The sequence below is a fragment of the Bacillus oleivorans genome, assembly GCF_900207585.1.
Taxonomy (GTDB): Bacteria; Bacillota; Bacilli; order Bacillales; family JC228; genus Bacillus_BF; species Bacillus_BF oleivorans.
Map to the genome: position 1 here is coordinate 89,727 of NZ_OAOP01000010.1, position 25,752 is coordinate 115,478.

Consider the following 25,752-nt stretch of genomic DNA (forward strand, 5'->3'; position numbering starts at 1 on the left):
CTATCCCCTTAGGAAGTGCTACTTTTCTTCAAGTTCATCAATCTCAACAATCGATCTTTCTTCCAGCGGGCCCCTTAAATGAACAGTGGCGGTTCGGCCGTCTTCATTTAAGGCATCAATCCAAACTGAGGTTCCATTATAAAGAACCTCAATATCTGCTGATGATGATAAAATCTGTTTTACCCGTTTTGCATCCATATTTTTCACTCCGTTTCAATCGTTTTTATTTGAACATCACTTTCAGCATCTTCAACATTTGTAATGTTTACCGCCGAATCCTCATCCAGAATAACATCCCGATCCGGTAATGAATTTAAATAATACGGAGGCAATTGTTTATTACGCTTTTTATGATTTGTTTCGGCTGAAGCGTTTTTATCTTTCGCATCTTCGACATTCATTTAAACAGCAACAACTCCTTTTTTAATCTAGGTATAATTTTTCCAAATTACCTATTTTTATTAGTAATAAAAAATCATTTATTTACAGTTAAGGAGCATTGTCATGTCAAAAAGTATAAATACTGCAGCTATCATTCGTACGGCTGTTTTAGAAGATGCTCAAGCCATCCTGCAAATTCAAAAAGAAGTAATCGCTGAAAGAGACTATTTAATGAGTGTCCCAGAAGAATTTAACCAGACGTTAGATCAACAGAAGAATTGGATTAAGAAAATATTAGACAATGAGAGGGAAACCATCCTTGTTGCTGAAATAGATAATGAAATTGTAGGCTGGATAGCATTTTTATCTAACAGCCGAAAACGACTATCTCATGTAGGTTCCTTTGGCATCATGATCAGAAAGGATTACAGAGAGAGGGGAATCGGTCGAATGCTGATCAGCGAACTGTTAAGCTGGGCGGCACACAACCCTTTTATTGAAAAAGTAAGCCTTGGTGTATTTTCAACAAACACGAGAGCGATAGCTTTGTATAAGAGTATGGGATTCATTGAAGAAGGCAGAAAGAAAAAAGAAGTAAAAGTCAGTGAAACGGAGTATTGGGATGATATTTTGATGTATAAACTGGTTTGAAAAATGATAGGGAGGTGCTCCGATGGAAATTAGAAGATTAACCCCATTTGATGCGGAAATATATAGAGAAATAAGACTGGAAGCTTTAAAGCTGAATGCAGAAGCTTATTCCACTAGATATGAGGATGAAATAGAGAGACCGATCAAGATTTATCAAGAACGGTTTCGGTCGAATTACTCTTTTACATTAGGTGCGTTTGAGAGTGAAAAGCTTATAGGCACCGTTACGGTGATAAGAGAGCAGCACCTAAAATTACATCATCGAGTCAACATTGTAGCTATGTATGTGAAACCGCATGTCCGTGGCTTAGGAATCGGTAAAGCCTTGATGAATGAAGCGATTCAGAGAGCGAGAGAGTGGGAGGGTGTGGAACAAATTCATTTAACTGTAGTCTCTAGCAATGAATCTGCTCGTAAACTTTATTCTGCATTAGGGTTCCAAGTGTATGGAACTGAAAAGCAGGCCATGAAATTAGGAGATACCTATTGGGATGAGGAAAGAATGGTATTGTTTTTGTAAATAATCAGCTAATAAAAGGGGAAATCGATATGCTTAAAGGAAATAATATTTATTTAAGATTTTTCGAAGAGTCTGATACAGAAGAGTTATTGGCTTTGGAATTGCGCAATAAAGATTTTTTCAAAAAGTATAACACGACAAAGAAGGATTCGTTTTATACACTAGATGGGCAATTGCAGCGAATCCAGAGAACGACTGAGATGAGAGAAAACGATCAGTTTTATTTATTTGGAATATTTTTAAAAGAAACAGATAAATTGATAGGTGTGGTGATGCTTTCGGAAGTGGGGCGCGGGCCATTTCAAAACTGCTGGCTCGGTTATTACTTGGATCAAAGTCACAATGGTAAAGGCTATATGACGGAAGCAGTGCGTATAATTGTGGATTATGCTTTTGCAGAATTAAATCTTCACCGAATCGATGCCGGAGTCATGCCTCATAATGTTGGATCGATTAGGTTGTTAGAAAAAAACGGATTTCATAAAGAGGGCATTGCCAAAAAGAATGTGTTAATTAACGGTGTTTGGGAAGATCATCAAACCATGGCGATCATTAATGAGAATTGGAGATGGGAAGAGTAAAATTTTCCTTTTCACTTTTGCTCGATTATGGCATAATAAGAAAAATTACACGAATGAAAAAGCGATGATGAGAAAAGTAGACGGATTTTCTTCTTTTAACAGAGAGCCCCTGTAGAGCTGAAAAGGGGTAAAGAAGGACCCGCGCGAAAATGGTCTCTGAGCTGCGTAGCCGAACTTCATTTTTGGACTTAGGCTATGACGAGATTTGGCACTCGTTACTAATGTCAGAGTATAAGAGCTGTTTGGCTCCGTACTTTCAGAGGCTAATTATGAGAGTAATTAGCAAATTAAGGTGGTACCACGAGACTAACCTCGTCCTTAGACATTTGTTGTCTAAAGACGAGTTTTTTTTATTTTATTTTTGGCTTTGTTGAGTATACATGTTGGTTTTCTTCAGCAAGGGCAGTTTTTAGAGGACATAGGTTCCGTTATTTAGCCAAAAAGCAAGGTTTTTTCAAACTACGCGGACATACATTCCGTTATTCAGTGTAAATCAGGCGATTTTCTTATCAAAATTCGTAAATAACGAATCTCATGTCCTCCAATTTATAATAACCGATTATTTTAAGCAAATAACGGATCCTATGTCCGCTTCGAGAGCACGAAGTAGCGATTGCCTTTTCTTGTTTGAAGATCTGGATCAACATCACCGATCAGCAGAGTCTATTTTTAAGGAGGAATTATAATGAGTATTTTTATTGGAGGCGCATGGCCTTATGCAAACGGGTCCTTACATCTTGGATACATCGCGAGTTTACTTCCCGGAGATATTTTAGCAAGATATTACCGGTTAAAAGGGGAGCAGGTGCTTTATGTTTCAGGCAGTGATTGCAACGGAACTCCTATTTCAATCAGAGCTAAACAGGAAGGAGTATCTCCACAAGAAATTGCCGATCACTTTCATAATGAATTTAAGAGCTGTTTTAAAAAATTAGGATTTACTTATGACTGTTATACAAGAACTGATACACAGTTTCATCATCAGGTCGTACAGAACATTTTCCTGCAATTGTTAGATAAAGGTTATATCTGCAAGAAAACAGTAGAGCAGGCTTATTGTCAGACATGTGATCAGTTTTTGCCAGACCGATATGTAGAAGGGATCTGTCCTCATTGTGGAAAAGAGGCGAGGGGTGACCAGTGCGACCATTGCTCTACTATATTAGATCCACTTGATCTTTTAGAAAAGAAATGTAAATTATGTGGGGACAACCCAATACCCAAGGATACAGAGCATTTTTATTTTCGTCTAGGTACGTTTCAGAAGGAGCTTGAAAAATATGTAACCCATGCCAGTGTAAATCATCTTTGGCGCAAAAATGCGGTTCAAATGACGGAAAGATTTTTAAAAGAAGGACTGCACGATCGGGCAGTTTCAAGAGATCTCCCGATTGGGGTCAGTGTACCTGTTGCCGGTTACGAAGCTAAAAAGATATATGTTTGGATTGAAGCAGTCTCGGGCTATTATTCTGCCAGTAAAAAATGGGCTGAAGAGCAGAATCGGGATGATTCCGCATTTTGGAGCGGGGAAACTGTCGCTTACTATGTTCACGGTAAAGATAACATCCCCTTTCATTCGGTTATTTGGCCATCTATTTTATTGGGAATTGACGTGAAACCTTTGCCTACTCATATTGTGTCCAATGAATATCTGACATTAGAAAAACACAAGCTTTCAACCAGTAAAAACTGGGCGGTATGGGTGCCAGACATTCTTGAAAGATATCATCCCGATTCGATCCGCTATTTTTTAACGATTAATGCTCCCGAAAATAGGGATACCGATTTTACCTGGCGTGAATTTATATACAGTCATAATAGTGAGCTTTTAGGTGCCTATGGAAACTTAGTTAACAGGACGTTTAAGTTTATTGAAAAATATTTTGATGGTGTTTTACCAGTGGGTTCAATCGATGAGGATATTCGTAAAAAGACAGAGGAGCTATACAACTCAGCGGGAACTTATATAGAGAAAACCCATTTTAAACATGCACTTGAAGAAATCTTTCAGTATATTCGATCAGCCAATAAATACTTTGATAACCAAAAGCCATGGGTGCAAATTCACGAAGATCCAAGCAATTGCCAAAATACCGTTGCTACTTGTGTCTTTATCATTGGAAACTTATCTCAGCTTTTGCAGCCATTTTTGCCGTTTTCGAGTCATGAGGTGAAAAAGCGTCTCCAGTTGGGGAAAGGAACCTGGAGTCCGGTTGACATACCTCTTGTCCGAATTGAAAAGTTTGAACCGCTTTTTCAAAGAATTGATATTAATCAGATTGATCTGGAATTAGAAACATTAAAGAATCAGTCGTATAATTGACACGTTTTAAAAGATTGAAAAGATGCATTTTAAGAGAGCTCCTCTTGTATTTGAGGGGAGTTCTTAATGATATATTAGAAAATAGAAAATAATTTAAAGAAGAAAGCTGGTGTCTGCCTATGAGCGATATAAAAGAATTACTTCGAAATATTAAAACTTTAGCAGGTCCGTTACCTGAATTTGAAATCCATCATGCTCCCCAAAAACCTCACCCATTATTTATTAAATGGATTAAAGAGGCTCTAGACGCAGAAGTGTCTGAACCTCATGCGATGACACTATCGACCGTTGATTCCAATGGTTATCCTGATGCAAGGGTTCTTATTTTAAAAAATATCGATGAAAAGGGCTGGTATTTTGCAACAAGCTCAGATAGCAGGAAAGGACAACAATTAATGAACAACCCTGAGGTAGCCTTAACCTTTTATTGGCCGAAACTCGGCAGGCAAATCCGGATAAGAGGGACTGCGATACATACCGGAGAAAACGCTAGTTCAAAGGATTTTTTAGAAAGAGGCAAAATAGCTCGTGCTATTGCTATGACTTGTAAGCAAAGCGAGGTTTTACCCGATCCAGCTGAAATCGAAGCTGAGATCCAGAAGCAATTAGAGCAAATGAACGAAGAACCAAATCTGGCTTATAACCGTTGGACCTTGTACTGTGTAGAGGCAAAAGAAGTAGAATTCTGGCAAGGAAATAGTGACCGTAAACATATACGACTCCAGTATCGGCTGGAGGACATTAATTGGTCTCAAGAACAGCTTTGGCCATAAGAAAAATTTGATAGTAGATTGAAATTTTACAAAAATATTTCAATAAAAAATGCCTGCTATTAAAAAATTTAAAAAGGGCCAAATATAAATCGGCCCCGGCAGAAGAAAATAATTGTCATCAATACGAAATTGCTTATTAAATTTTTTTAAATACGCGTACAGTCCTATTGAGGAAATTATTTTCTTCGATTTGCTTTAAACCTAACGGCTCAAATAAACTTTTGTAATTTCGCGGAAAATGCCTTCCTGAAACACCATCCTCAGATTCAATAGTGATTAAGTAGGATTTGGTGATCCTAGCTATTTCTTTGAATATCCAATTACTTTCGTAATGAATGTGTTCAAACACTGCCATTGTAAATACCACGTCAAATCCTCCAGTTTTAAAATCAGTTACAATCTCTTCAATGGGTGCATTATGAATTTGAGCTGTATTTGCTAACTCAGGATATGTGCTTTTTAACAGGCTGACTGCATTTTCACTAATTTCAATGCCTGTTAGATTTTTGTATCCTTTTCTGAGGAGATAGTTTAGATTTCTGCCCACGTTACAACCCGGTTCCAAAAGTGTAGCGCTCAAATCTGCATATTTTTTAATAAGCTCATGCAGATATTGGCTGCGTTCGATGGGGGCAATATAAGCTTCGGGAAGATTGCCTTCTTCCTTAGGATCTTTCCAATAGTTATGAACTGCATCCAGACTCAGTTGTTCATCATTGCTCAATTGAATTCCTCCTAAAAAAATATGTTTTACCATTTATCATATAAAGTAGTGTAGACGCAGGGAAGTGCGTATGACTATGCCCATTTGAATGGGTTTATATTTTATAATTACTAAAAGACAAGCAGAGGTTATGCCAACGGGTTCCGTTAGCATATCGCAAAAACAAAAGGTACACTATAAAATGTATATCAAAAAGCACCGCAATGTGCAGTGCTTTTTGCAAATAAAATAGCCCAGTCATTTAACTGAGCTATTTCCTGTGTTTATTTTCAAGGCTTTTTGAACTTATGTTGCGTTGAAGAAGGTTTCCTCAGTTTCCTTTTCTGGAACACTCCAAATAAAATAATTCTTGGTATAAAGTCTTGTCTCGATAACGATTTGTTCTGCTTCATTTTCAAAAATCAGTCCAGAACCCATCTGTTCTTTAAATGCCCATCCACGTTCACTCATATATTTTTTTACAACTGAATATCTATCATCACTTGATTTAATTTCAGAAATAAATCGGTTAGTAGCATTAGAAAACTCTACATACTCGGCATTTGTAAATTCGAGTTTTATAATTGATGAAATAACTGGAATAGGGTTTCCTTCCTGAAATAAAACATTACCAAATGTACCTACAAAGAATCCTAGAAAAGAAAAAGTAATTATTAAGGTAGCAACAACCGTAATAATTTTGTTTTTTATCCTCTTCACTAGTTTTCTTTCGCTGTTATCAGAAGGTTTATCTGTGTTTTCTAAAGCATTAGGTATATCGTGTTTTATTTCATCGTATATTTCACTGCAACTATGACATACACTTAAATGACCTTTAACCAATTTATTACTTTCTTCACTCGTTAATCCATCGATATAGGACGGCAATAAATCTTGTATCACATCACACTTTATACTCATTTAATTTCCCCCTATTTTAAAATCTCTCTTATCTTTTGTTTCCCTCTATGAAAATTAACTCTTGCCCAATTCTCACTTTCTTCAAAGATAATACCTATTTCTTTAAAACTTAATTCATTGAAACTACGGAGAATAACGACTTGTTTGTAAGGCTCTTTTAATTGTTGAATGGCTAAATGTAACATTCTCTCTTGCTCTTCCTTCACCCAAATATTTTCGGGGGTTGAAAAGTCAGCAAATTTCACATCATTCTCATCAAATTGATCGTTATTTATTGTGTTATTTTTCAAGTATTTGTAGTAGACATTCTTCCCAATTTGATATAACCAAGTTTTTATTGTGGATTTACCTTTAAAACGATGAATTGATTTAAATGCCTGAAAAAATGTTTCTTGAACCAATTCCTCTGCCAATGAACGGTCATTGGTCAGGTAAAACAAATAATTGTATAATTGCTTTGAATAAAGTTTGTATAATTCCCTAAAGTCTTTCAATTTCTACCCCCTCACAATGTTAGTACCGTTTTTTTATGTTTCGTTACAAAAAAATTAGTTGTTTAGCATTGGCAATTAATTTCACATAATTTAACTTTATTCCATTTCAACTATCCAGCCCCCATTGTTAAACCATCACACACCAGATGGAACTCCTTACAATGTTCAAAAATCAAATAAGATTGAACACCTTATTGCGATGTCGGACCGAGGAAATCGTTATATTGATGTTATTACGGATACTTTTAAACTATCGGGTGAGCTGACGAAATAATGAAGTTTCCCTTCTTGTATTTCTTCAACAAAAGCCTTTTTGATAGCACCCTTCAAAACCATATCTGCATCGCTTACTACATGCCATTTATCCGTGTTCACCAGTTGCTTAATCAAGAACATTTGAGCAATAGCAGTATAGGTATGATTAACGTGTAATCTATCTACATATTTAGCTCTCTTTTGGAATTCATGCATCTCTAGGTAGTAATCGGATGAACCCTGCGTATCGTTGGGTGTTGGTTTCAATGGGTAATAAGAATACTTTGTATTTCGCATTCTCTCTTAGTTCCACAGGTAATGGCATCTTTATAAAGTTCAGTATTCTTCTTAATCTGTTTAAAATCAATAGCCCAATCATATTCGACATCCGCTCTAAATACATAACGAAATCACGATTCACTAGATGCCTTGCGCTAGCTCAGTTTTCTTTTTTTTATCTAGTGTTATATCAACTGCTAATAAGTCTTAGATAAATGCCCCTTTCTAATAATCTCAATATAAGCGTATGTACATTTTTGGAGATAGGCGAAAAGGTTGTACCCTTTAAAACCTTATAAACATACATTTATTAAGGAGTGATTTCTTGAAAGGGGAAGTTTCATGAAAGCCGTTATACTAGCTGGAGGATCAGGGACTCGTTTAAGTCCATTCACCAAGATTATCAATAAGCACCTTCTCCCAGTTGGTTCTTATCCAATGATTTATTGGCCAATAAAAAGATTAAAACAGGCAGGAATTAATGAAATTTTGATTGTAACCAATGAAGAGGATTTAGTTTCATTTAAAAAAGTTTTAGGTGCAGGTGAGGAGCTGGGAGTTATATTGTCTTATACCATTCAAAAGGAAAAGGGTAAAGGTATAGCCAATGCTTTAAACTGCGCAAAAGATTTTGTCGATGATAAGTTTGTCGTTTTGTTAGGGGATAATTTGTTTGATGATGATTTAAGCCCCTATCTAGAGGACTTTAAAAAAGAAAAGTACGAGGCCAAAGTGCTTTTAAAAGAAGTTAAGGACCCAAAGAGATATGGAATTGCCTTTATCGATGAAATCAAACATACGATAATATCAATCATTGAGAAGCCAAAGAATCCTATTTCTAAGTATTGTGTTACAGGCATCTATTTTTATGACAGAAACGTATTTGGCTTAATCCAATCTTTGTCACCATCTAAACGGGGAGAACTGGAGATTACCGATTTAAATAATCTATATATTAATAGAAATGAACTAAATTATGATATTTTAAAAGGCTGGTGGCTTGATGCGGGTACTCACGAAGCTTTGTTTGAAGCAAATAAACATTTTTTTGAAGGAGAATAAAGTTGATGGGGGATTATAGACAAAAAGAAATTTTAGTTACTGGCGGTGCCGGTTTTATCGGTTCCAATTTTATCGAATATATGCTTAACCATACTTCTTATAATATCACCAATGTAGATAAATTAACCTATGCTGGCAATATGATAAATACGAAGAGTTTTTATACAAATAGCAGATATCGTTTTTTTCAATGCGATATTGCAAATAATGAACAGCTTAAAGGGGTATTCGATAAAAATTATGATGCGATTATCAATTTTGCAGCAGAAACACATGTTGACCGGAGCATTAAAAATGCAGCCCCTTTTATTGAAACGAATATTAAAGGCACATTCAACTTATTAAACTATGTTTTACATGGAAAAGCAGATCAATTTATTCAGATTTCTACAGACGAAGTATATGGTTCATTAAATGAAATTGAGCCATCCTTTACCGAAAATTCACCTTTATCTCCTAATAACCCCTATTCTGCAAGTAAAGCGTCTGCTGATTTGTTAGTACGGTCCTATTACCAGACCTATCATCTCCCAGTCATGATTACACGTTGCAGCAACAATTTTGGCCCTCATCAGCATACCGAAAAGTTTATTCCAAAAATCATCCATCATGCGTTACAAGATAAGGACATTCCACTATATGGCGACGGGAAGAATATTCGAGATTGGTTATACGTTGAAGATCATTGCAGAGCTATTTATATGGTTCTTGAGCATGGAAAACCTGGTGAAATCTATAACATCGGGGGAGCTTGTGAAAAAACAAATAAGGAAGTCATTCTATTTATTTTAGATATACTGGGTAAATCAACAGACCTAATAAGATATGTTACTGATAGAAAGGGTCATGACCGGAGATATTCCATTAACTATGAAAAAATAAACTATCAAATTGGCTGGCGGCCAACTGTCTCGTTTGAGGATGGAATCGAACAAACCATAGCTTGGTATAAAAATAATCTGGGGTGATTAGGTGAGGATTTTGGTTACAGGGGCAAACGGGCAATTAGGCAGGGAAGTAATTAGTCAGTTTTGTAAGAACTATGATGTGATCGGTTTTGGGAAAGAGGAATTAAATATAACCAATGAAGATGAAGTACGAATTGTCATAAATAAAGTCAATCCCAACGTGATTATTCATACCGCAGCCTATACCTCAGTAGATGGATGTGAAACCAATATAAGACTTGCGTACGAAGTAAATACCATTGGAGCCGCAAATGTTGCGCAAGCTGCAGGAGATCATGCAGCCAGGATGTTCTATATAAGCACAGACTACGTTTTCAATGGGGAAAAAGAACTGCCTTATCTGGAATATGACATGACCGATCCATTATCTATATATGGAATAAGTAAGCTAGCAGGTGAGAACGTGGTGAGGAGATTATTACCTAATAGTACGATCATCCGTACCTCGTGGTTATATGGACATGGTGGTAAAAATTTCGTCAACACCATGCTGCAATTTGCTAAAGATAATAAAAAGGTAACCGTTGTGGATGACCAGATTGGCAGTCCCACCTATACGGCTGACTTAGTAAAAGTCCTATTGGAATTAATCGATAAGCCCGGGGGGATCTATCATGTAAGTAATACAGGTTCATGCAGCTGGTTCCAATTTGCGAAAACGATTTACAAAGAAGCAGGTAGTGACCCCGAATTAGTGTCACCGTGTACAACTGCGGAATATGGATCTCAAGCAAAAAGACCAAAATATTCCGTTTTGGCCCAAAGTGAGTTAGAAAGGGTAAACATCGTACCGCCGCGAAAATGGGAAGAAGCTTTAAAAGCATATCTAGGAAAGGAGTCAGCCAATGATTGAGGGTGTAAAAGTAAAAAAATTAATCAAGCATTGTGACGATCGCGGCTTTTTTATGGAGCTTGTCAGGGATGATGAAGACTTGCTTTCCCGTTTTGGTCAAGCATCTATGTCTATGAGTTATCCGGGTGTTATTAAAGCATTTCACTATCATGAAAAGCAAGATGATGTGTGGTTCTTTCCATCAGGGAATGCTCAGGTTGTTCTCTATGACTTACGAGAGGATTCCCTAACAAAAGGTCAAACCGATGTTTTTTATATGGGTGAAGAAAATCCGATTGTACTAGTTATTCCCAAAGGTGTGGCTCACGGTTATCGGGTCTTGGGCAATAAACCAGCTGCCATCATTTATTTTACAACACAATCCTATGATCCCAATAATCCGGATGAGAAAAGGATCCTATGGGATGATCCTATGATAGGATTTGACTGGAAAACTAAATATAGATGATTAAACAAAAAAATATACCCCTACTTTGTCCAATTTATAAAAATTCGGTTGTTCATACAAGCCAAAACCAAAAGTTTTAAATACAATTTATTATATTCTCATAGAAAGGGGATTAAACTTTTGTATATTTCTTCAACTGGACAAGTAGGGGGATTACTAAATCTTAGTACTCTTCGGATCGACCTTATGAATAAGACGGTTGAAACACAAGTAGTGAATCTTTTGATTTTTGATACATCTGTTTCACCTAAAGCCACAGTATTTGATGAAACTTTTAACATGCCGGCTAGCAGTGGTACTTTTCGGAACTTTACCCCTACAATCTTTCCTGATCAGTATGAAGTTGTAATCCGAGCTAATACTCCTAATATCGTCCCTTTTATTACAGGTACAGCAGGTGTTATAGGGACTCTTGATGCTAACGCAACATTTAAATCTGGGGATTTTTTCAGATGGGAACTTCCAGGCGCAATCGTTGAGCTTTAAATCTAATCTTCTAAGTATTAATTAGAACTTTGGAGAAAAACTGCCTATTCCTTATTATTAAAGCGAATAGGCAGTTTCTTTTTATACTCTAAGAAAGAATAAAATTTTAACAAAGAAGTAAATTCGACGTAGATAAAATTTTTAGGAATAAAGTACGACGGCCAGGATGGCCAAGTCGAGAGAGGCCATAGGACGTGGCGTTTCGAGCGTGATAAGAGCAACTAGGCAATTACCTGCGCCTAAAGGCTTGGCGCTAGCCAAGTTATTCTTTAAAGGAACCTGCATCTACCAGCCAAAATCAGCACCTAAATATTTATAAAGCTCAAGGTTAAAGGGCTTAAAATATTCTGCCAGTTCGTTTCTAAGCTGTAAGTCCAATTCAGGGTAATCCCCATTGTTATCTTTTTTATAATAGGTAAGATCGTATCTTGGCAATCCTAAAAATTCTAATACACGTTGAAATGTATTCGCAGGGTTACAGTAAAATTCTTCACTTTGTATAATCAGAAATTGTTCCTTTGGAAAAAGATTCATCCAAGTCTTTAGCTGCTCAACATAGCGGCCTCTTGCTAAATAAGAATAGTACTGATAAGTGGTACTGTGATAATTTTCATTCTCTAGCATCCTTTTTAATTCTGGTTTTAACCGGGATTCTTCCTTTTGGATGGCCGCTTTAAAAGATAGAGTTTCTTTTCCCATTCTGCCTATAAGATGATAGTGGGAATAGGCGCGATCTACTGGATTTCTTAACAAAATAATCAGCTTTACTTTCGGCATCAAATCAAAGATTCTATTAGGCGCATGTGGATGAAATATATAATAAGGACTTGCTTCTCCAGTTATACCATTTTCTTTAGGTTTTAAAGCTAAGGGAAATTGTCTGCAGTACCATTCCCAGCCTTTATTAAAATGGATATCAAAAAAATGAATTTCTTTAGTTTGGGCAGGAATAATTTGAGGATGCTGGATCAAATAGTTATACAAAGAAGTGGTCCCGCATTTTTGCGCACCGATAATCAAAAAATCAGGAACAAACAGCTTGGAGCTGTCATCATGCTGGATTTTTTCCATTCATTTCACTCCTTTGTAAAGATCATAAACATAATGCGTTCTGCTGAATAAAAAATAAAAACACAACAAGCGCACCTAGTCAATCCAGGACGCTTGTTAACAAATTGAATAATATAACTGATATTTCAATTTAACTTTTAAAATTTTGCTTGTTTTAATCTTTTTTAACGAGTTCATTTAATTTTATCAGTTCCTTTTTTAATTGTTCTTTATCACCTTTTGCTCTTATATAATGCATTCCATTTGCCCTCAATTGATACCATGTATTTAAATCTTGATAGCATTGTATAACCTTTTGGGCAAAGGAATGCGGGTTTCCTCCAATCAAGGCTACATCTTCATTGATTTCTAATTGATTGGCTATTAAAGGAGATACCACGGTTGGCAATCCGTGTGAAAATGCTTCGTAAGCTTTCAAGGGAATTCCTGCAGCATATCTTGTTGGTATAACAAAAACCTTGCACTTATTGTAATATTCCCACAAATTATCGACTCTTCCGGTTACGATAACATGTTCTGAAGCTAGTTGTTGAATCGATTTTAAATAATTAGTACCCACGATCCATAGTTTTGCTCCAAGTGTCTTATAAATAATAGGAAATATTTCTTTCACAAAATATTGCATGGCATCCTCATTGGGAGATGGGGAAGTAAGAAACCCTCCTACAAATAAAATATCCTTTCTTTCAATAAAAGGAGCAGGTGTTACATTTATATCAACCGAATGACTGGCAATTAAAACAGGCTTGTTGCTATATAATCTGATCAGTTCCTTTTCAGGTTTGGAGACGGTAATTACGATATCAGACTTATTAATCAGGTTAATTTCATTTTTAATCATGGCTTCTTTCTTTTGCTGGGATAAATTCGTCCCATGTAAGCCAAGTCGCAGAATTTCACGATGTGAATACAAAGCTTCTGCATCATATATGATCTTTTGCTGATGATTAATGGAATGAATCATTTGGCCAATTTCTTTCATATTATGTGGCCGGCTGATCCAGATGGCATCATAAAAATCTTTTCTTTTTGAATAAAAATCGCCAAAATTTAATTTTTCTTGGATTAAATTATAAAATACTTCTATGCCTTTTTGCTGTAGGTTCGTGGTGTGTGGTTCGGTCTTTTCTGGACTTTGTAAGGGGAAGAAGGTTACTTGATACCCAAGCTCAGAAAGGGATTGTAAGATAGAAAAAGTTCTAGGATAACCAGACCCAAGTTCTAAAGCAGGAATTCGGTCATCCACTACGAGTATTTTAAGTTTTTGACGATTAATTTCTCGAAAATATTCCGCTCTTTGATATACCGGAGGGGGAAAGACTTGGATTTGTTGTTTCCATTTATAATAAAACTTTGCTTTATTCTGTACTTGTAATTCAATTGCTTTTTGGCTTGTTGAACTTCCAAATTCATGATGAATGACTTTGGCTTTCGGCTGATACATGACTTTATACCCTAATTCTCTTATTTTCATGGAAAGGTCCACTTCTTCATAATACGCAGGCTGAAATTGTTCATCAAACATACCTGCCTTATTAAATAACTCTTTATTGATTAATAGGCATGCCCCCGAACAATAATAAACTTCCCTGACATACGAATACTCGGGAAGCTCAGGATTAGCTCCTCTCCCATATCCTAAGCAAGACCCATCATTAAAAATAATACTTCCGGCTTCCTGGAGATTTCCATTCGGATAGATTAATTGAGCCCCTACGATCCCAATTTTTTGATCACTCTCCATTAGCTCAACAAGGTTCTTAAGCCAGTCTTTTTGCACTTCTGTATCATTATTTAAAAATAATAAGTACTTTCCTTTGGCATAACTTGCTGCGGTATTGCAATTTTTAATAAATCCTTTATTGATTCCATCTCTAATCACTCTAATGTTTTGAAAAAATTTATTGATTTCTGTTGTTTGATCACTGGACATATCATCTGCGATAATTACTTCATAATCGACCCCATTCGTATTTGCATTTATGGATTTTAAACATGCATACGTATAATCCCACTTATTATAAACTGGAATAATAATAGAAACTAACGGGTTATGACTTTCTGGAAACGTTACTTGGCCTGAATAAGCACCCAACCATTCTCCTTTTTTTGCCCTCTCCCCATTTTTTGCATTTATATTTACTAATAATCCAGGTTTATATCCTAATTCTTTTTTCATGTCTGTTCGTATTTCATGGTCAGATCTGTCATAATTCCAAATTCTTATTTGATCCAGCTTACCAATAAAGCCCCCATATGATTCTAAAGCCCCAATGACTCCGGAAGGAAAGACATTTTCTTTTTGGCTCATTAACCCTTGTTTCACAAACCTTCCATTTAGATACAACCTAGGAATTTTGTTTTTTACAACGATAGCAACATGTGTCCAATCTCTTAAAGTAGTGCGATATACTAATGTTGCTGGAAAATAATGATAACCATGTTCAAAAACGGCTATTCCGTTTCTCCCTACAGATACACCAACTCCAGCATTTTTTCCATCTATTCCTCCATATCCTGCCCCAATTGCCCAATTTTGTCCTTTATGTCCAGAAACTAAAGAAGTTGATTGAAAGGGAAACGAAATACTAGCATTTGGGTTTACCCAAAATTCATAGGTGAACGTGTTTTGGACATTTGCAAAAATATGCTGAATTTTTATTTCTTCATGACCGCTAAAGTGGATACCTTCTAAATTCATCCTTTTTGATACTCCTTTCGTCTATCAAAAAAAGAATCGTACTACGAATACTTTTCCTCTCTTTATAAAATGTTCGTTTGTACATATTTGATTGGATAAAACAACTAGTTATCTAAGAAATATCGGTCTAATATTAGGCATTTAAACTTTACAGACCTCTTGAGGCAAGCATACGATATTTTGATTCTTGTAAAGCTTATGCATAGGATGGAAAAACGGGCATTGAAAGAGGGAATTAGACGTGTTCTTTAAAAATAAAAAAATATTAATCATAGGCGGGACAGGGACAATCGGCAAAAATTTGCTTAAACATATTCTCATGGAAGAACCAAGTGTAGTTCGCTTATTTAGCAGAGATGAATTTAAACAGTTTCAGCTGCGAAATGAAATGGGCGATCGCGAGGATATACGCTTCTTAATTGGGGATGTAAGAGACTATAGCCGATTGCTAAATGCAATGGAAGATATTGATTATGTCTTTCATGTCGCTGCTATGAAACATGTACCTGCCTGTGAATATAATCCATATGAAGCCGTATTAACGAATATAGTAGGGACCTATAACGTCGTTAAGGCAGCGATAGAAAAAGGAGTCATGAAAGTTGTATTTACTAGTTCCGATAAGGCTATTTCGCCTACGAATACCTACGGAGCTACCAAATTAACAGCCGAGAAGATTATCCAATCAGCTGAATATACAAAAGGAAGGGCTGTTACGAATTTTTCAACTGTCCGTTTTGGTAATGTAATGGGATCAAGAGGGTCTGTTATTCCGCTGTTTATTAAGCAAATTTTAGATAATAAAAAAATAACCGTTACGGACCTTGCGATGAGCCGTTTTATGATGACCGTTGATCAAGCCACTTTACTAACAATTAAGGCTCTTAAGGAGTCAAAAGGCGGAGAAATTTTTGTTTTGAAAATGCCAGTTATTTCTCTACATGATTTAGCCGCAGTTGTTATAGAAGAAACGTGTGAGAAATATAACTTGAATCCTAAAGAGATCAAGATCGAAGAGATTGGGTTAAGACCTGGTGAAAAAATGTATGAAGAACTTATGACATTTGATGAATCGATTATTGCATGGGAGCTCCCGGATATGTTTGTCATACCGGCTACTTTTAAGAAAAAAGAAGATGAATATGTCAATGCGAAAAAAGCAAAGTATGGAACCTATAGCTCTCATGATGTAATTCCTATTTCAAAAGGAGAAGTACGCCAATTGCTCAGAAGTGAAAATTTAATTTAAAGAGGGGGAATGGCTTTGAGAGTATTAGTTACCGGTGGCGCCGGTTTTATCGGAAGATGGGTTGTTAAACAATTATTAGCAGAAGGTCATTATGTCTGGGTGTTAGATAATCTATCAAATGGAAGAACTAAAAATATTGAAGAATTTTATAAGAATGATAAATTTATGGAGTTTATTAAGGGAGATATTAAGAACCCTGCTGTACTTGCCAAAATTTTTTTAAATCAGTTTGATATTTGTTATCACTTAGGTGCAAGTATTAATGTTCAGGATAGTATAGAGGATCCTCTAAACACGTTTGAGAATGATACAGTCGGTACATTCAATATCCTTGAGCAGTGTAAGGATCACAACGTTAAGATCGTTTTTATGAGTACATGTATGGTGTATGACAAAGCAAGAACAACAGAAGGCATTACAGAAACAGACCCGATTAAACCTGCTTCTCCTTATGCAGGATCAAAGATTGCAGCGGAAAATATGGTCCTTTCCTATTACTATACTTTCGGACTTCCAGCCGTTATTATCCGTCCTTTTAATACGTATGGCCCTTACCAAAAAACAGGTGGTGAGGGCGGTGTTGTTGCGATTTTTATTAAAAATAAATTGGAAGGTAAACCGCTCAACATTTATGGAGATGGAACGCAGACACGGGATCTGCTTTATGTGGAAGATTGTGCTGACTTTGTTGTCAAAGCAGGATATTCGGATAAGACCCATGGAGAAATTATTAATGCAGGTTTGGGCAGGGATATTGCCATTAAAGACCTAGCTAAATTGATTGTTACCAACGAATCCCAAATTCAATATGTAGAGCACATCCACCCGCAAAGTGAAATTCCAAAATTACTGTGCAACTATAAGAAGGCATCAGAGATATTAGGGTGGAAGCCAACAACTAGCCTTGAAGAGGGGATTAGAAAAACAGAAGAATGGATAAAATCAGCATCCTATTAATCTAACAGGGAGTTTACCAAATGAAAAATGAAAATAGATTGGTAATCAACGGCGGAAAACCTATAAGGGACACTTACTTGCCCTATGGGAGGCAGTGGATTGATGAAGCTGATATAGAAGCTGTCGTAAACGTGTTAAAGGGGGATTTTTTAACCACCGGACCGGTTATTTCCAGGTTTGAACAACAGATAGCTAATTATGTGGGCAGTAAGTATGCCGCTGCCTTTTCGAGCGGAACTGCAGCACTCCATGCTGCCTGCTTTGCTGCTGGTATTTCCGAGGGGGATGAAGTGATCACCACCCCTATGACATTTGCGGCGAGTGCCAATTGTATTCTCTATCAAGGCGGAAAACCGGTGTTTGCGGATATTGACCCTTTCACATACAATATCGATCCTACAGCCATTGAAAGCCTGATAACAGAAAAAACCAAATGTATCATTCCAGTAGATTTTACTGGTCAGCCTGCAGATCTAGATGCAATTCGCCAAATTGCAGACAAATATAATCTCACCATTATTGAAGATGCTGCGCATGCATTAGGTGCAGTTTGTAAAGGCAGAAAAATCGGTTCGATTAGTGATATGACGATGTTTAGTTTTCATCCAGTCAAAAATATTACAACAGGTGAAGGGGGAGTCATTACTACTAATAATCAAGCATTGTATGAAAAATTAATTCAATTCCGTACTCATGGCATTACCCGAGACCCTAAACAATTAGTTCATAATCATGGTCCTTGGTACTATGAGATGCACTTCTTAGGATATAACTACCGAATGACCGATATTCAGGCAGCCCTTGGGCTTAGTCAATTAAGGAAAATAGACGGTTTTATTAAAAAGAGAAAGCATTTGGCTGCCTTATATGATGAAGCTTTTCGGGATATGAAGGAAGTTGTCTTGCCATTTCAAAAACAAGATTGTAACTCAAGCTGGCATTTATATATCATTCGTTTAAAACTAGATTTGTTGAAAGAGAGCAGAAAGGAAATTTTTGAAGCCCTGCAAGAAGAAAATATCGGTATAAATGTTCACTATATTCCAGTTTATTATCATCCGTTTTATCAAAAGCTTGATTACCAAAAAGGACTTTGCCCGAATGCTGAAAAATTGTATGAGGAAATCATCACTCTTCCATTATTTCCCTTAATGACCGAAGCAGATATTCAGGATGTAATAGAAGCAGTTAAAAAGGTTATTACACACTATTCAGCGGAAGGAAAAGCTTAAGTTATGTTTTATAAAGTGGGGAGGATCCAATGAAGAAAGACTTGCAAACAAAAAGTTCAAAACTCATATTAGGCACTGCTCAACTGGGTTCAATGTATGGCATTGGGAATAAATCTGGCAAGCCAACGAAACAGAAAGCAATAGAAATCATTAGATATGCTTTTTCTAAAGGAATTCATACGTTGGATACAGCGCCAGGTTACGGGGATAGTGAAATCTTAATAGGTGAATTTATAAATGAGCAAAAAGACAAACAAGAAATACTGCCTACTATTATTACTAAAATCCCATCAGTCCATCTCTCCTCCTCTATTTCATCCGAAAGTATAGATTTTATTATCGAACAAAGTATTCGTGCATCTCTAAATAAATTAAATTTAAAAACTATTGATGTCTGTTTACTGCACCATCCTAATGATATGGTTACCTATAACGGACACGTAGTAATTGGTTTATTGAGGTTAAAAAAAGAAGGAGTCATCAAAAAAATAGGTGTATCCGTATATACCCCTGAGGAAGTAAAAATGGCTATTTCATTAGGGTGCTTTGACGTCATCCAAGTTCCAATCAATATATTGGATCATCGTTTAATTCATTCAGGATTATTACATGAATTATCTAAATGTAAAATAGACATCTATGCTAGAAGTATTTATCTTCAGGGATTAATTTTTTTGGACCCAAACGAATTACCTCCATATTTACAGAGTGCTAAAGAACCACTTGAGAAGCTTCGTAAGTTGTCAGATCAAACGGGGCTAAGCCTTTCAGAGTTATCTATGTTATTTATAAGAGAAATCCCTGATATTAAAAAAATCGTCATCGGCTGCGAAACAATAAGTCAATTAAAAAGGAACCTCGAAATCATCACTTTACCAAAGTTAACTGATGACATTATCAAACAAATGCATTTGCTATTTAGGGATATACCGGAAAGAGTGGTAAATCCAACGATGTGGAAATAGACAGTTATCCTGAATGATAAAGGAGTTTTCATAATGATTTTAGCAATTATCCAAGCTAGGGTTTCTTCATCCCGGCTGCCTGGAAAAGTACTTAAGCCGATTATCGGCTTACCTTTAATTCTTCGGCAAATCGAACGTGTTAAACGATCCAATTATATTGATTATTTATTAGTTGCTACCAGTAGAGAGCCTTCAGATGATCCAATCGAACATCTTTGCAAAGATAATCAAATTCTTTTGTTTAGAGGAGAATTGGATAATGTACTAGATCGCTTTTATCATGCAGCTTTAGCTTTTTCCCCTGCGCATATAGTCAGACTTACCGGTGATTGTCCTCTTTCTGATCCAGAGTTAATCGATCACATGATTGAATTTCATTTACATGGAAACTTTGATTATACAAGTAATACGATTGAGCCTACTTTTCCCGATGGTTTAGACGTAGAAGTATTTCGTTTTACCTGTTTACAGCAAGCATGGAAAGAGGCCGCACTTCCTTATCAAAAAGAACATGTTACTCCATTCATATACGAGCTTCCAGATCGGTTTAAACTTGGAAGCTATAAAAATCTAAAGGATTTGTCTCATTTAAGATGGACCGTAGATGAACCTGCCGATTTCAAATTAGTCAAGAAAATCTATGAAGCTCTCTATCCAGTTAATCCTCTTTTTAATACAGAAGATATTTTAGTATTTTTAGAAAGTCATCCAGATATTCAGAATTTAAATAAACATATTAAACGAAATGAAGGACTAAAGAAATAAAAAAAATAAATGGGGGGATAGGCATGACAGATCGTTACCAATGTTCGGAATTCATGTTAGAGAGGGCACTTCAAACAATCCCACTCGGCAGCCAAACGTTCAGTAAAAGTAAAACACAATATCCTTTTGGGGTATCCCCATACTTTTTAAAGAAAGGACAAGGCAGTCACGTTTGGGACATTGATGGCAATGAATATATAGATTTTGGCAATAGTCTTGCCGCCATTACATTAGGCTATAATGACCCGGACGTAACAAGAGCTGTTCAGGAGCAGTTACATGACGGAGTAACTTTTACATTGCCCCATCCGCTTGAGGTGGAGGTTGCAGAAAAAATAGTTGAAATGGTTCCCTGCGCAGAAATGGTCCGATTTGGAAAGAATGGGTCAGATGCTACATCAGGTGCCATCCGTCTTGCCAGAGCTTTTACAAAACGTGATTTGGTGGCAGTATGCGGTTATCACGGCTGGCAGGATTGGTATATTGGTTCCACGCCTCGGAGTCTAGGCGTGCCTAAGACCGTTCAGGATTTAACAAAAACCTTTTTTTATAACGATATCGAATCATTAAACCAATTATTTCAGAAATGGCCTGACCAAATTGCTGCCGTGATCTTAGAACCGATGAATAGCAGTAAACCGAAAAATGGTTTTCTCGAAGAAGTAAAGGAATTAACTCATCAACATGGTGCGGTTCTCATCTTTGATGAAACGATAACAGGTTTCCGCTATGCAAACGGAGGGGCACAAGAGCTATTTGGTGTTATTCCTGATTTGGCCACATTCGGGAAAGGGTTAGCGAATGGTTATCCATTATCTGCTGTTGTCGGGAGAAAAGATATTATGAAATTAATGGAGGAAATATTTTTCTCTTTTACATTTGGCGGGGAAACATTATCACTGGCGGCATCCCTTGCCACATTAGAGAAATTGCAAAGAGAGCCCATTATTAAAACGCTGCGAGTACAGGGGCAAAAAGTAACAGATGGTGTTCAACAATTAATTGAGAAATATGAATTAAGCCATATACTATCCATTGCTGGTCATCCTTCATGGTCCTTTTTATTATTTCAAGATGTGAACGGGTACTCTCAATATGAAATCAAAACATTGTTTTTACAAGAAGTTTTTCAGCGCGGTATTTTAACAGTAGGGACCCATAACATGAGTTACTCGCATAGTAATGACGACCTGCAAAGGTTAATCAAGGTTTATGATGAAATCTTTCCTTTTATAAAAGAAGTTACTGATAAAAAAGGGCTTTATCATTTTCTGAGATGTACACCTTTAGAGCCCGTGTTTAAAATTCGATAAGTGACGGAAAGGAAACTAAGATGAAAGCAGTATTTCGTGTTGATGCTTCCGTTGAAATAGGAACTGGCCATGTTATGCGTTGCTTAACTCTTGCTGAACGTTTACGTGAAAAAGAAGTTGAGATCTTTTTTATATGCAGAGAGCTGCCTGGAAATTTGAATCACTTTATTGAAAGCAAGGGCTTTTTCGTACATCGATTAAAAAACGCCGACGATAAAATTGAAAAAATTACAAATCATTCCCATTGGCTAGGAGTTCATTGGAAGACAGATGTACTTGAAACCATAGAAGTACTTCAAAGCCAAAACATGATTGATTGGCTCATCATTGACCATTATGCAATTGACAAGCAATGGGAAGAAAAAGTAAGACCCTTTGTAAAAAACATAATGATCATTGATGATTTGGCAGATCGGAAACACGATTGTAAAATCCTGTTAGATCAGAACTTTTTTAAGAATTATAGGAACCGATATGATTCATTAGTACCGAATCATTGCTTGAAAATATTGGGTCCCAAGTATGCTTTATTACGCTCTGAGTTTCTGGACGAAAAACTTCAACGGAAAAGGGACGGAAACATTAAACGTATTTTCATTTTTTTTGGCGGCATTGATTTAACCAATGAGACAGCCAAAACATTAGAGGCGATTCGTCTGTTAAAAAGGGAAGATATAAAAGTTGATGTTGTTTTAGGCCGGGCATGTCCCCATAAAGAGAAAATAAAAAAACTATGTTTAATGATTCCAAATACTACTTATTTTTGCCAGGTTAACCATATCGCAGATTTGATGGGTAAAGCAGACTTGGCAATCGGAGCGGGTGGAACCACAACATGGGAGCGGTTGTTTTTAGGGTTACCTGCTATCACACTCATAACTGCAAAAAATCAGGCTGATATCTTAACTGCGTTGGATGATGCTGGTGCCGTATGGAATTTAGGCCATGGTAATGAGGTGCAGCCAAAAAATATTTTACAAAAAATAAGTCATGCGCTGGATAATCCGGATTTAATCCAAAAAATGAGTGAAAAAGGGAAGTCATTAATGGGGGTTGATGATGAAAACAGAAGTGATTTAATCCGCAAGATCTTGGAGGACGAGAATGAATTCAATTGAAAAATATCAGTTACAAGATATAGAGGAAGGCCAGCTTGAGGTTGTTTTAAAATGGCGGAATTCTGAACATATCCGAAAATATATGTATTCTGACGATTACATTACATTTGAGGATCATGTAAACTGGTTCAAAAACATAAAGAAGGACACTAGTAAAATAGCAAAATTATTGATGTATGATGGTAATCCAATAGGATTTGTTCAGTTTACGAACATCGATGAGAGAAATAGTAAGTGCTATTGGGGTTTTTATATCGGGGAGAAGAATGCCCCGCCTGGCTCTGGAACCGCATTGGGACTTTTAGCACTCCATTATATTTTTGAAGAGTTTCCGATCCGTAAACTTTGTGCGGAGGTATTAGATTTTAATACAGTCAGTTTAAATTACCATAAAAAATTCGGTTTTATTGAGGAAGGCCGTTTTATCAAACATGTGTTCAAAAATGATCGATATGTCGATGTCATTTCAATGGCTCTGTTTAAAGATAAATGGTCAGAAAGAAAACAAATATTAACGGAAGGGTAGGGTGAAAGAAATGGATATTTATATAGAAGGAAAAAAAATCGGGGCTGACCATCCGCCATTCATTATTGCGGAAATGTCGGGTAACCACAACCAATCATTAGACCAAGCATTAAAAATAGTTGAAGCTGCAGCTAAAGCTGGTGCCCATGCTCTTAAACTGCAAACCTATACCGCTGAAACCATGACATTAGATATACGTGAGGGAGAGTTTTATATAAAAGATCGGGACAGTTTATGGAAGGGTCATTCCTTATATGAATTGTATCAAAAGGCTCATACGCCATGGGGATGGCATGAGCCGATTTTTGATTATTGCAGAAAGGTTGGGATTATCCCCTTTAGTACGCCATTTGATGAAACGGCGGTCGATTTTTTAGAAAACTTAGATGTCCCTTTATATAAAATCGCATCCTTTGAGAATACCGATTTACCGTTAATACGGAAGGTAGCGTCCACTGGGAAACCGATGATCATATCAACAGGAATGGCTACCCTTTCCGAGTTAGATGAAACCGTTCGTACAGCAAGGGAAGCGGGTGCTAAAGATATTATTCTGCTAAAGTGTACAAGCACGTATCCAGCTCCGCCTGAAAATACAAATATAAAAACAATCCCGCATATGAAGGAACTTTTTCAATGCCAGGTTGGCTTATCTGATCATACACTCGGGATTGGAACAGCTGTGGCTAGTGTTGCATTAGGCGCCACTGTCATTGAAAAGCATTTTACTTTATCTCGAGAAGATGGGGGAGTAGACTCAGCGTTTTCTTTAGAACCTAAAGAAATGAAATCATTAGTAGAGGAATCTTTGAGAGCGTGGCAGTCACTTGGCCAGGTTCAATATGGTCCAACTAAAAAAGAAAGTTCATCCATCCAGTATCGGCGTTCTTTGTATATTGCAAAAGATTTAAGGGAAGGGGACATTTTAACAAAGGAAAATCTAAGAATCATTCGGCCAGGTTACGGATTAGAACCTAAATTTTACAATGTATTATTAGGGAAACAAGTTAAAATGGATGTAAAGAAAGGAACTCCCGTAAGTTGGGATCTCATATAATTTTATTAATGTTTTGCTCATTTTACAGAGCCGGGTTTGTTGTACTCGGCTCTGATATATGTTGTTGCGAGCTTACAGAAGAATATATTGAACTTACCTTCATGAAAAAAAGTGCGGTGCCCTATATTCTTGGTAAAGCACTGCACTTTATTAAACCATCCTAATAACTAAAAATAAGGTTATACTTTTCTTAGATTCATATATAACTTCTTAACTAATTCTACTATATCTAACGAAGGATTATATAAAACATCTAATAATTTTACATATATGATTTTTGTTTCTTCAGGCACACCATCCGTATTTAGGAGTTGATCTACACTGGAAAAACTATTCCTTAAACCCGAATCAATAAATGCATTTATATTACGAAACATTTGGTCAGTATTTTGGGGAAAAGGTATTGTTAATTCATTTGAGATTTTCCTTAAAGTACCCTCTATATCATAAAAAAGAGAGTCATAATGGACAATGGTTCGTTTTTTATTATGAGTCCAATATAAAGATGACAAAGTATATAAATTCCATAATTTAAGTGAAATTTCTTTAGAGAGCTGATTTCGCTTTTCTAATGAAAAATAAACATCGAGCGGATTTCTTATACAAATAACAAAGAGAGGGGTGATTCTTAAGTTTTTAAAAATTTGAAGCCATACAGGAATCAGGAGGGAGGTTCTTGGATCTTTCCACATCCATAACTCATTGTTTGACAAGTTTGTTTGAACAATTTCCGAAAGCCTGTCTCGCAATGGAATGATTTCATCACAATGCCACCAATTGTCTGGCAGTGGTTCTGGAGAATCCCAAGTACGAGAGAATAATTCCAGAATGGAATCATGAATATCAACGATTTCGGTATTTTCCCAATAACCCGTTGGATTATCGTAGCCTGGTTCCATAAGCTTATCAGATTCCCCAAGGTTTATGCCCATTATATTTAGAGCCCTCGTAATGGCTGATGTACCGCTTCTATGCATCCCTAGTACACATACAACTTTCTGATGAATCACCTCTTTTATCCTCCCTAAAATTTTGCTAATCATTTACTATCAGTTTATTCGTCGTTTTTCAAAATGCCTGTTTCATTATCCTCTTCATTT

At 36.4% G+C, this 25,752-nt stretch carries 28 protein-coding genes and 1 other annotated feature; of the genes, 19 read left to right on the plus strand and 9 right to left on the minus strand.

Translation table 11 applies throughout. The annotated features are described in order from the left end of the window. Positions 1-18 precede the first annotated feature (18 nt). Positions 19-198 carry an H-type small acid-soluble spore protein gene (locus CRO56_RS18695; protein WP_097160139.1) on the minus strand — a complete coding sequence of 60 codons (180 nt, stop codon included), beginning with the start codon at positions 196-198 and terminating at the stop codon, positions 19-21. Between the two features lie 5 nt (positions 199-203). Continuing rightward, positions 204-401: a hypothetical protein gene (locus tag CRO56_RS18700; protein ID WP_097160140.1), complete on the minus strand. Its 198-nt coding sequence runs from the start codon at positions 399-401 to the stop codon at positions 204-206. 103 nt (positions 402-504) lie between these two features. Between CRO56_RS18700 and CRO56_RS18705 the strand changes: the two genes are divergently transcribed. The 5 genes from CRO56_RS18705 (at position 505) to CRO56_RS18725 (ending at position 5,229) form a co-directional block, all read left to right on the plus strand. Next, entirely contained in the window at positions 505-1,032 is a 528-nt protein-coding gene (locus CRO56_RS18705) for a GNAT family N-acetyltransferase (protein WP_097160141.1), read from the plus strand. A gap of 22 nt (positions 1,033-1,054) precedes the next feature. Beyond that, positions 1,055-1,552 (plus strand): GNAT family N-acetyltransferase, encoded by a 498-nt coding sequence (locus tag CRO56_RS18710; RefSeq protein WP_097160142.1) that lies wholly within the window; start codon positions 1,055-1,057, stop codon positions 1,550-1,552. Between the two features lie 29 nt (positions 1,553-1,581). Further along, positions 1,582-2,133 (plus strand): GNAT family N-acetyltransferase, encoded by a 552-nt coding sequence (locus tag CRO56_RS18715; protein WP_097160143.1) that lies wholly within the window; start codon positions 1,582-1,584, stop codon positions 2,131-2,133. Positions 2,134-2,188: 55 nt separating this feature from the next. Next, positions 2,189-2,456: a binding site (T-box leader), on the plus strand. A 362-nt stretch (positions 2,457-2,818) separates the two neighbouring features. Then, entirely contained in the window at positions 2,819-4,456 is a 1,638-nt protein-coding gene (gene metG / locus CRO56_RS18720) for a methionine--tRNA ligase (RefSeq protein WP_097160144.1), read from the plus strand. A gap of 119 nt (positions 4,457-4,575) precedes the next feature. Then, a complete protein-coding gene (locus tag CRO56_RS18725; protein WP_097160145.1) occupies positions 4,576-5,229 on the plus strand; it encodes a pyridoxine/pyridoxamine 5'-phosphate oxidase in 654 nt (217 codons plus the stop codon). 136 nt (positions 5,230-5,365) lie between these two features. On the opposite strand, the gene CRO56_RS18730 is transcribed toward CRO56_RS18725, so the two are convergent. The 4 genes from CRO56_RS18730 to CRO56_RS18745 form a co-directional block, all read right to left on the minus strand. Next, the gene (locus tag CRO56_RS18730; protein ID WP_245855982.1) at positions 5,366-5,953 is read right to left on the minus strand and encodes a class I SAM-dependent methyltransferase; all 588 of its coding nucleotides are present in this window, start codon (positions 5,951-5,953) and stop codon (positions 5,366-5,368) included. 285 nt (positions 5,954-6,238) lie between these two features. After that, complete coding sequence (locus tag CRO56_RS18735; protein WP_097160147.1) at positions 6,239-6,853, minus strand: zf-HC2 domain-containing protein; 615 nt, start codon at positions 6,851-6,853, stop codon at positions 6,239-6,241. A gap of 11 nt (positions 6,854-6,864) precedes the next feature. Next, complete coding sequence (locus CRO56_RS18740; RefSeq protein WP_097160148.1) at positions 6,865-7,347, minus strand: RNA polymerase sigma factor; 483 nt, start codon at positions 7,345-7,347, stop codon at positions 6,865-6,867. A 219-nt stretch (positions 7,348-7,566) separates the two neighbouring features. Further along, a complete protein-coding gene (locus CRO56_RS18745) occupies positions 7,567-7,899 on the minus strand; it encodes a hypothetical protein (protein WP_097160149.1) in 333 nt (110 codons plus the stop codon). 324 nt (positions 7,900-8,223) lie between these two features. On the opposite strand from CRO56_RS18745, the gene CRO56_RS18750 reads away from it, so the two are divergent. The 5 genes from CRO56_RS18750 to CRO56_RS18770 all read left to right on the plus strand — a co-directional run bounded on the left by CRO56_RS18750 (position 8,224) and on the right by CRO56_RS18770 (position 11,698). Next, complete coding sequence (locus tag CRO56_RS18750) at positions 8,224-8,943, plus strand: sugar phosphate nucleotidyltransferase (RefSeq protein WP_097160150.1); 720 nt, start codon at positions 8,224-8,226, stop codon at positions 8,941-8,943. A 5-nt stretch (positions 8,944-8,948) separates the two neighbouring features. Next, on the plus strand, positions 8,949-9,911 hold the full coding sequence (gene rfbB, locus CRO56_RS18755; RefSeq protein WP_097160151.1) for a dTDP-glucose 4,6-dehydratase: 963 nt from the start codon (positions 8,949-8,951) through the stop codon (positions 9,909-9,911). A gap of 4 nt (positions 9,912-9,915) precedes the next feature. Continuing rightward, positions 9,916-10,764 (plus strand): dTDP-4-dehydrorhamnose reductase, encoded by an 849-nt coding sequence (gene rfbD / locus CRO56_RS18760; protein WP_097160152.1) that lies wholly within the window; start codon positions 9,916-9,918, stop codon positions 10,762-10,764. Then, positions 10,757-11,212 carry a dTDP-4-dehydrorhamnose 3,5-epimerase family protein gene (locus CRO56_RS18765; RefSeq protein ID WP_097160153.1) on the plus strand — a complete coding sequence of 152 codons (456 nt, stop codon included), beginning with the start codon at positions 10,757-10,759 and terminating at the stop codon, positions 11,210-11,212. Before rfbD ends, CRO56_RS18765 begins: the two co-directional genes overlap by 8 nt. Positions 11,213-11,332: 120 nt before the next feature. Further along, positions 11,333-11,698 carry a hypothetical protein gene (locus tag CRO56_RS18770; RefSeq protein ID WP_097160154.1) on the plus strand — a complete coding sequence of 122 codons (366 nt, stop codon included), beginning with the start codon at positions 11,333-11,335 and terminating at the stop codon, positions 11,696-11,698. A gap of 285 nt (positions 11,699-11,983) precedes the next feature. Here CRO56_RS18770 and CRO56_RS18775 read toward each other — a convergent pair whose 3' ends face one another. Both CRO56_RS18775 and CRO56_RS18780 read right to left on the minus strand, forming a co-directional pair. Beyond that, entirely contained in the window at positions 11,984-12,769 is a 786-nt protein-coding gene (locus tag CRO56_RS18775) for a sulfotransferase domain-containing protein (RefSeq protein WP_097160155.1), read from the minus strand. 154 nt (positions 12,770-12,923) lie between these two features. Further along, a complete protein-coding gene (locus CRO56_RS18780; RefSeq protein WP_097160156.1) occupies positions 12,924-15,470 on the minus strand; it encodes a glycosyltransferase in 2,547 nt (848 codons plus the stop codon). A gap of 241 nt (positions 15,471-15,711) precedes the next feature. On the opposite strand from CRO56_RS18780, the gene CRO56_RS18785 reads away from it, so the two are divergent. The 9 genes from CRO56_RS18785 to pseI are packed head-to-tail and all read left to right on the plus strand — an operon-like array spanning position 15,712 to position 24,652. After that, positions 15,712-16,719 carry an SDR family NAD(P)-dependent oxidoreductase gene (locus tag CRO56_RS18785; RefSeq protein WP_097160157.1) on the plus strand — a complete coding sequence of 336 codons (1,008 nt, stop codon included), beginning with the start codon at positions 15,712-15,714 and terminating at the stop codon, positions 16,717-16,719. A gap of 15 nt (positions 16,720-16,734) precedes the next feature. Next, complete coding sequence (locus CRO56_RS18790) at positions 16,735-17,676, plus strand: dTDP-glucose 4,6-dehydratase (RefSeq protein WP_097160158.1); 942 nt, start codon at positions 16,735-16,737, stop codon at positions 17,674-17,676. Between the two features lie 20 nt (positions 17,677-17,696). Next, positions 17,697-18,908: a UDP-4-amino-4,6-dideoxy-N-acetyl-beta-L-altrosamine transaminase gene (pseC, locus tag CRO56_RS18795; protein WP_097160159.1), complete on the plus strand. Its 1,212-nt coding sequence runs from the start codon at positions 17,697-17,699 to the stop codon at positions 18,906-18,908. Between the two features lie 29 nt (positions 18,909-18,937). Beyond that, positions 18,938-19,873, plus strand: a complete 936-nt coding sequence (locus CRO56_RS18800; RefSeq protein WP_097160160.1) for an aldo/keto reductase — start codon at positions 18,938-18,940, stop codon at positions 19,871-19,873. A 33-nt stretch (positions 19,874-19,906) separates the two neighbouring features. Continuing rightward, complete coding sequence (locus CRO56_RS18805; RefSeq protein WP_097160161.1) at positions 19,907-20,638, plus strand: cytidylyltransferase domain-containing protein; 732 nt, start codon at positions 19,907-19,909, stop codon at positions 20,636-20,638. A 23-nt stretch (positions 20,639-20,661) separates the two neighbouring features. Continuing rightward, complete coding sequence (locus tag CRO56_RS18810; protein WP_097160162.1) at positions 20,662-21,951, plus strand: aminotransferase class III-fold pyridoxal phosphate-dependent enzyme; 1,290 nt, start codon at positions 20,662-20,664, stop codon at positions 21,949-21,951. A gap of 20 nt (positions 21,952-21,971) precedes the next feature. Next, a complete protein-coding gene (pseG, locus tag CRO56_RS18815) occupies positions 21,972-23,069 on the plus strand; it encodes a UDP-2,4-diacetamido-2,4,6-trideoxy-beta-L-altropyranose hydrolase (protein ID WP_097160163.1) in 1,098 nt (365 codons plus the stop codon). Continuing rightward, positions 23,056-23,595 carry a UDP-4-amino-4,6-dideoxy-N-acetyl-beta-L-altrosamine N-acetyltransferase gene (gene pseH, locus CRO56_RS18820; RefSeq protein WP_097160164.1) on the plus strand — a complete coding sequence of 180 codons (540 nt, stop codon included), beginning with the start codon at positions 23,056-23,058 and terminating at the stop codon, positions 23,593-23,595. The genes pseG and pseH overlap by 14 nt, the downstream gene beginning before the upstream one ends. 10 nt (positions 23,596-23,605) lie before the next feature. After that, positions 23,606-24,652, plus strand: a complete 1,047-nt coding sequence (gene pseI / locus CRO56_RS18825; RefSeq protein ID WP_097160268.1) for a pseudaminic acid synthase — start codon at positions 23,606-23,608, stop codon at positions 24,650-24,652. Positions 24,653-24,831: 179 nt separating this feature from the next. Here the strand turns inward: pseI and CRO56_RS18830 are convergent, their stop codons facing one another. Next, positions 24,832-25,662, minus strand: a complete 831-nt coding sequence (locus CRO56_RS18830; protein WP_097160165.1) for a sulfotransferase family protein — start codon at positions 25,660-25,662, stop codon at positions 24,832-24,834. Positions 25,663-25,752: the final 90 nt, after the last annotated feature.

What these genes read in the sequence shown, in the direction of transcription:
- CRO56_RS18735 (WP_097160147.1), bottom strand. Translation starts at nt 6,853, where the DNA reads ATGAGTATAAAGTGTGATGTGATACAAGATTTATTGCCGTCCTATATC.
- CRO56_RS18765 (WP_097160153.1), top strand. Translation starts at nt 10,757, where the DNA reads ATGATTGAGGGTGTAAAAGTAAAAAAATTAATCAAGCATTGTGACGAT.
- CRO56_RS18700 (WP_097160140.1), bottom strand. Translation starts at nt 401, where the DNA reads ATGAATGTCGAAGATGCGAAAGATAAAAACGCTTCAGCCGAAACAAAT.
- pseC (WP_097160159.1), top strand. Translation starts at nt 17,697, where the DNA reads ATGAAAAATGAAAATAGATTGGTAATCAACGGCGGAAAACCTATAAGG.
- CRO56_RS18710 (WP_097160142.1), top strand. Translation starts at nt 1,055, where the DNA reads ATGGAAATTAGAAGATTAACCCCATTTGATGCGGAAATATATAGAGAA.
- CRO56_RS18695 (WP_097160139.1), bottom strand. Translation starts at nt 198, where the DNA reads ATGGATGCAAAACGGGTAAAACAGATTTTATCATCATCAGCAGATATT.
- metG (WP_097160144.1), top strand. Translation starts at nt 2,819, where the DNA reads ATGAGTATTTTTATTGGAGGCGCATGGCCTTATGCAAACGGGTCCTTA.
- CRO56_RS18715 (WP_097160143.1), top strand. Translation starts at nt 1,582, where the DNA reads ATGCTTAAAGGAAATAATATTTATTTAAGATTTTTCGAAGAGTCTGAT.
- CRO56_RS18810 (WP_097160162.1), top strand. Translation starts at nt 20,662, where the DNA reads ATGACAGATCGTTACCAATGTTCGGAATTCATGTTAGAGAGGGCACTT.
- pseG (WP_097160163.1), top strand. Translation starts at nt 21,972, where the DNA reads ATGAAAGCAGTATTTCGTGTTGATGCTTCCGTTGAAATAGGAACTGGC.
- pseI (WP_097160268.1), top strand. Translation starts at nt 23,606, where the DNA reads ATGGATATTTATATAGAAGGAAAAAAAATCGGGGCTGACCATCCGCCA.
- rfbB (WP_097160151.1), top strand. Translation starts at nt 8,949, where the DNA reads ATGGGGGATTATAGACAAAAAGAAATTTTAGTTACTGGCGGTGCCGGT.
- CRO56_RS18725 (WP_097160145.1), top strand. Translation starts at nt 4,576, where the DNA reads ATGAGCGATATAAAAGAATTACTTCGAAATATTAAAACTTTAGCAGGT.
- CRO56_RS18800 (WP_097160160.1), top strand. Translation starts at nt 18,938, where the DNA reads ATGAAGAAAGACTTGCAAACAAAAAGTTCAAAACTCATATTAGGCACT.
- CRO56_RS18780 (WP_097160156.1), bottom strand. Translation starts at nt 15,470, where the DNA reads ATGAATTTAGAAGGTATCCACTTTAGCGGTCATGAAGAAATAAAAATT.
- CRO56_RS18705 (WP_097160141.1), top strand. Translation starts at nt 505, where the DNA reads ATGTCAAAAAGTATAAATACTGCAGCTATCATTCGTACGGCTGTTTTA.
- CRO56_RS18745 (WP_097160149.1), bottom strand. Translation starts at nt 7,899, where the DNA reads ATGCGAAATACAAAGTATTCTTATTACCCATTGAAACCAACACCCAAC.
- CRO56_RS18750 (WP_097160150.1), top strand. Translation starts at nt 8,224, where the DNA reads ATGAAAGCCGTTATACTAGCTGGAGGATCAGGGACTCGTTTAAGTCCA.
- pseH (WP_097160164.1), top strand. Translation starts at nt 23,056, where the DNA reads ATGAATTCAATTGAAAAATATCAGTTACAAGATATAGAGGAAGGCCAG.
- CRO56_RS18775 (WP_097160155.1), bottom strand. Translation starts at nt 12,769, where the DNA reads ATGGAAAAAATCCAGCATGATGACAGCTCCAAGCTGTTTGTTCCTGAT.
- CRO56_RS18805 (WP_097160161.1), top strand. Translation starts at nt 19,907, where the DNA reads ATGATTTTAGCAATTATCCAAGCTAGGGTTTCTTCATCCCGGCTGCCT.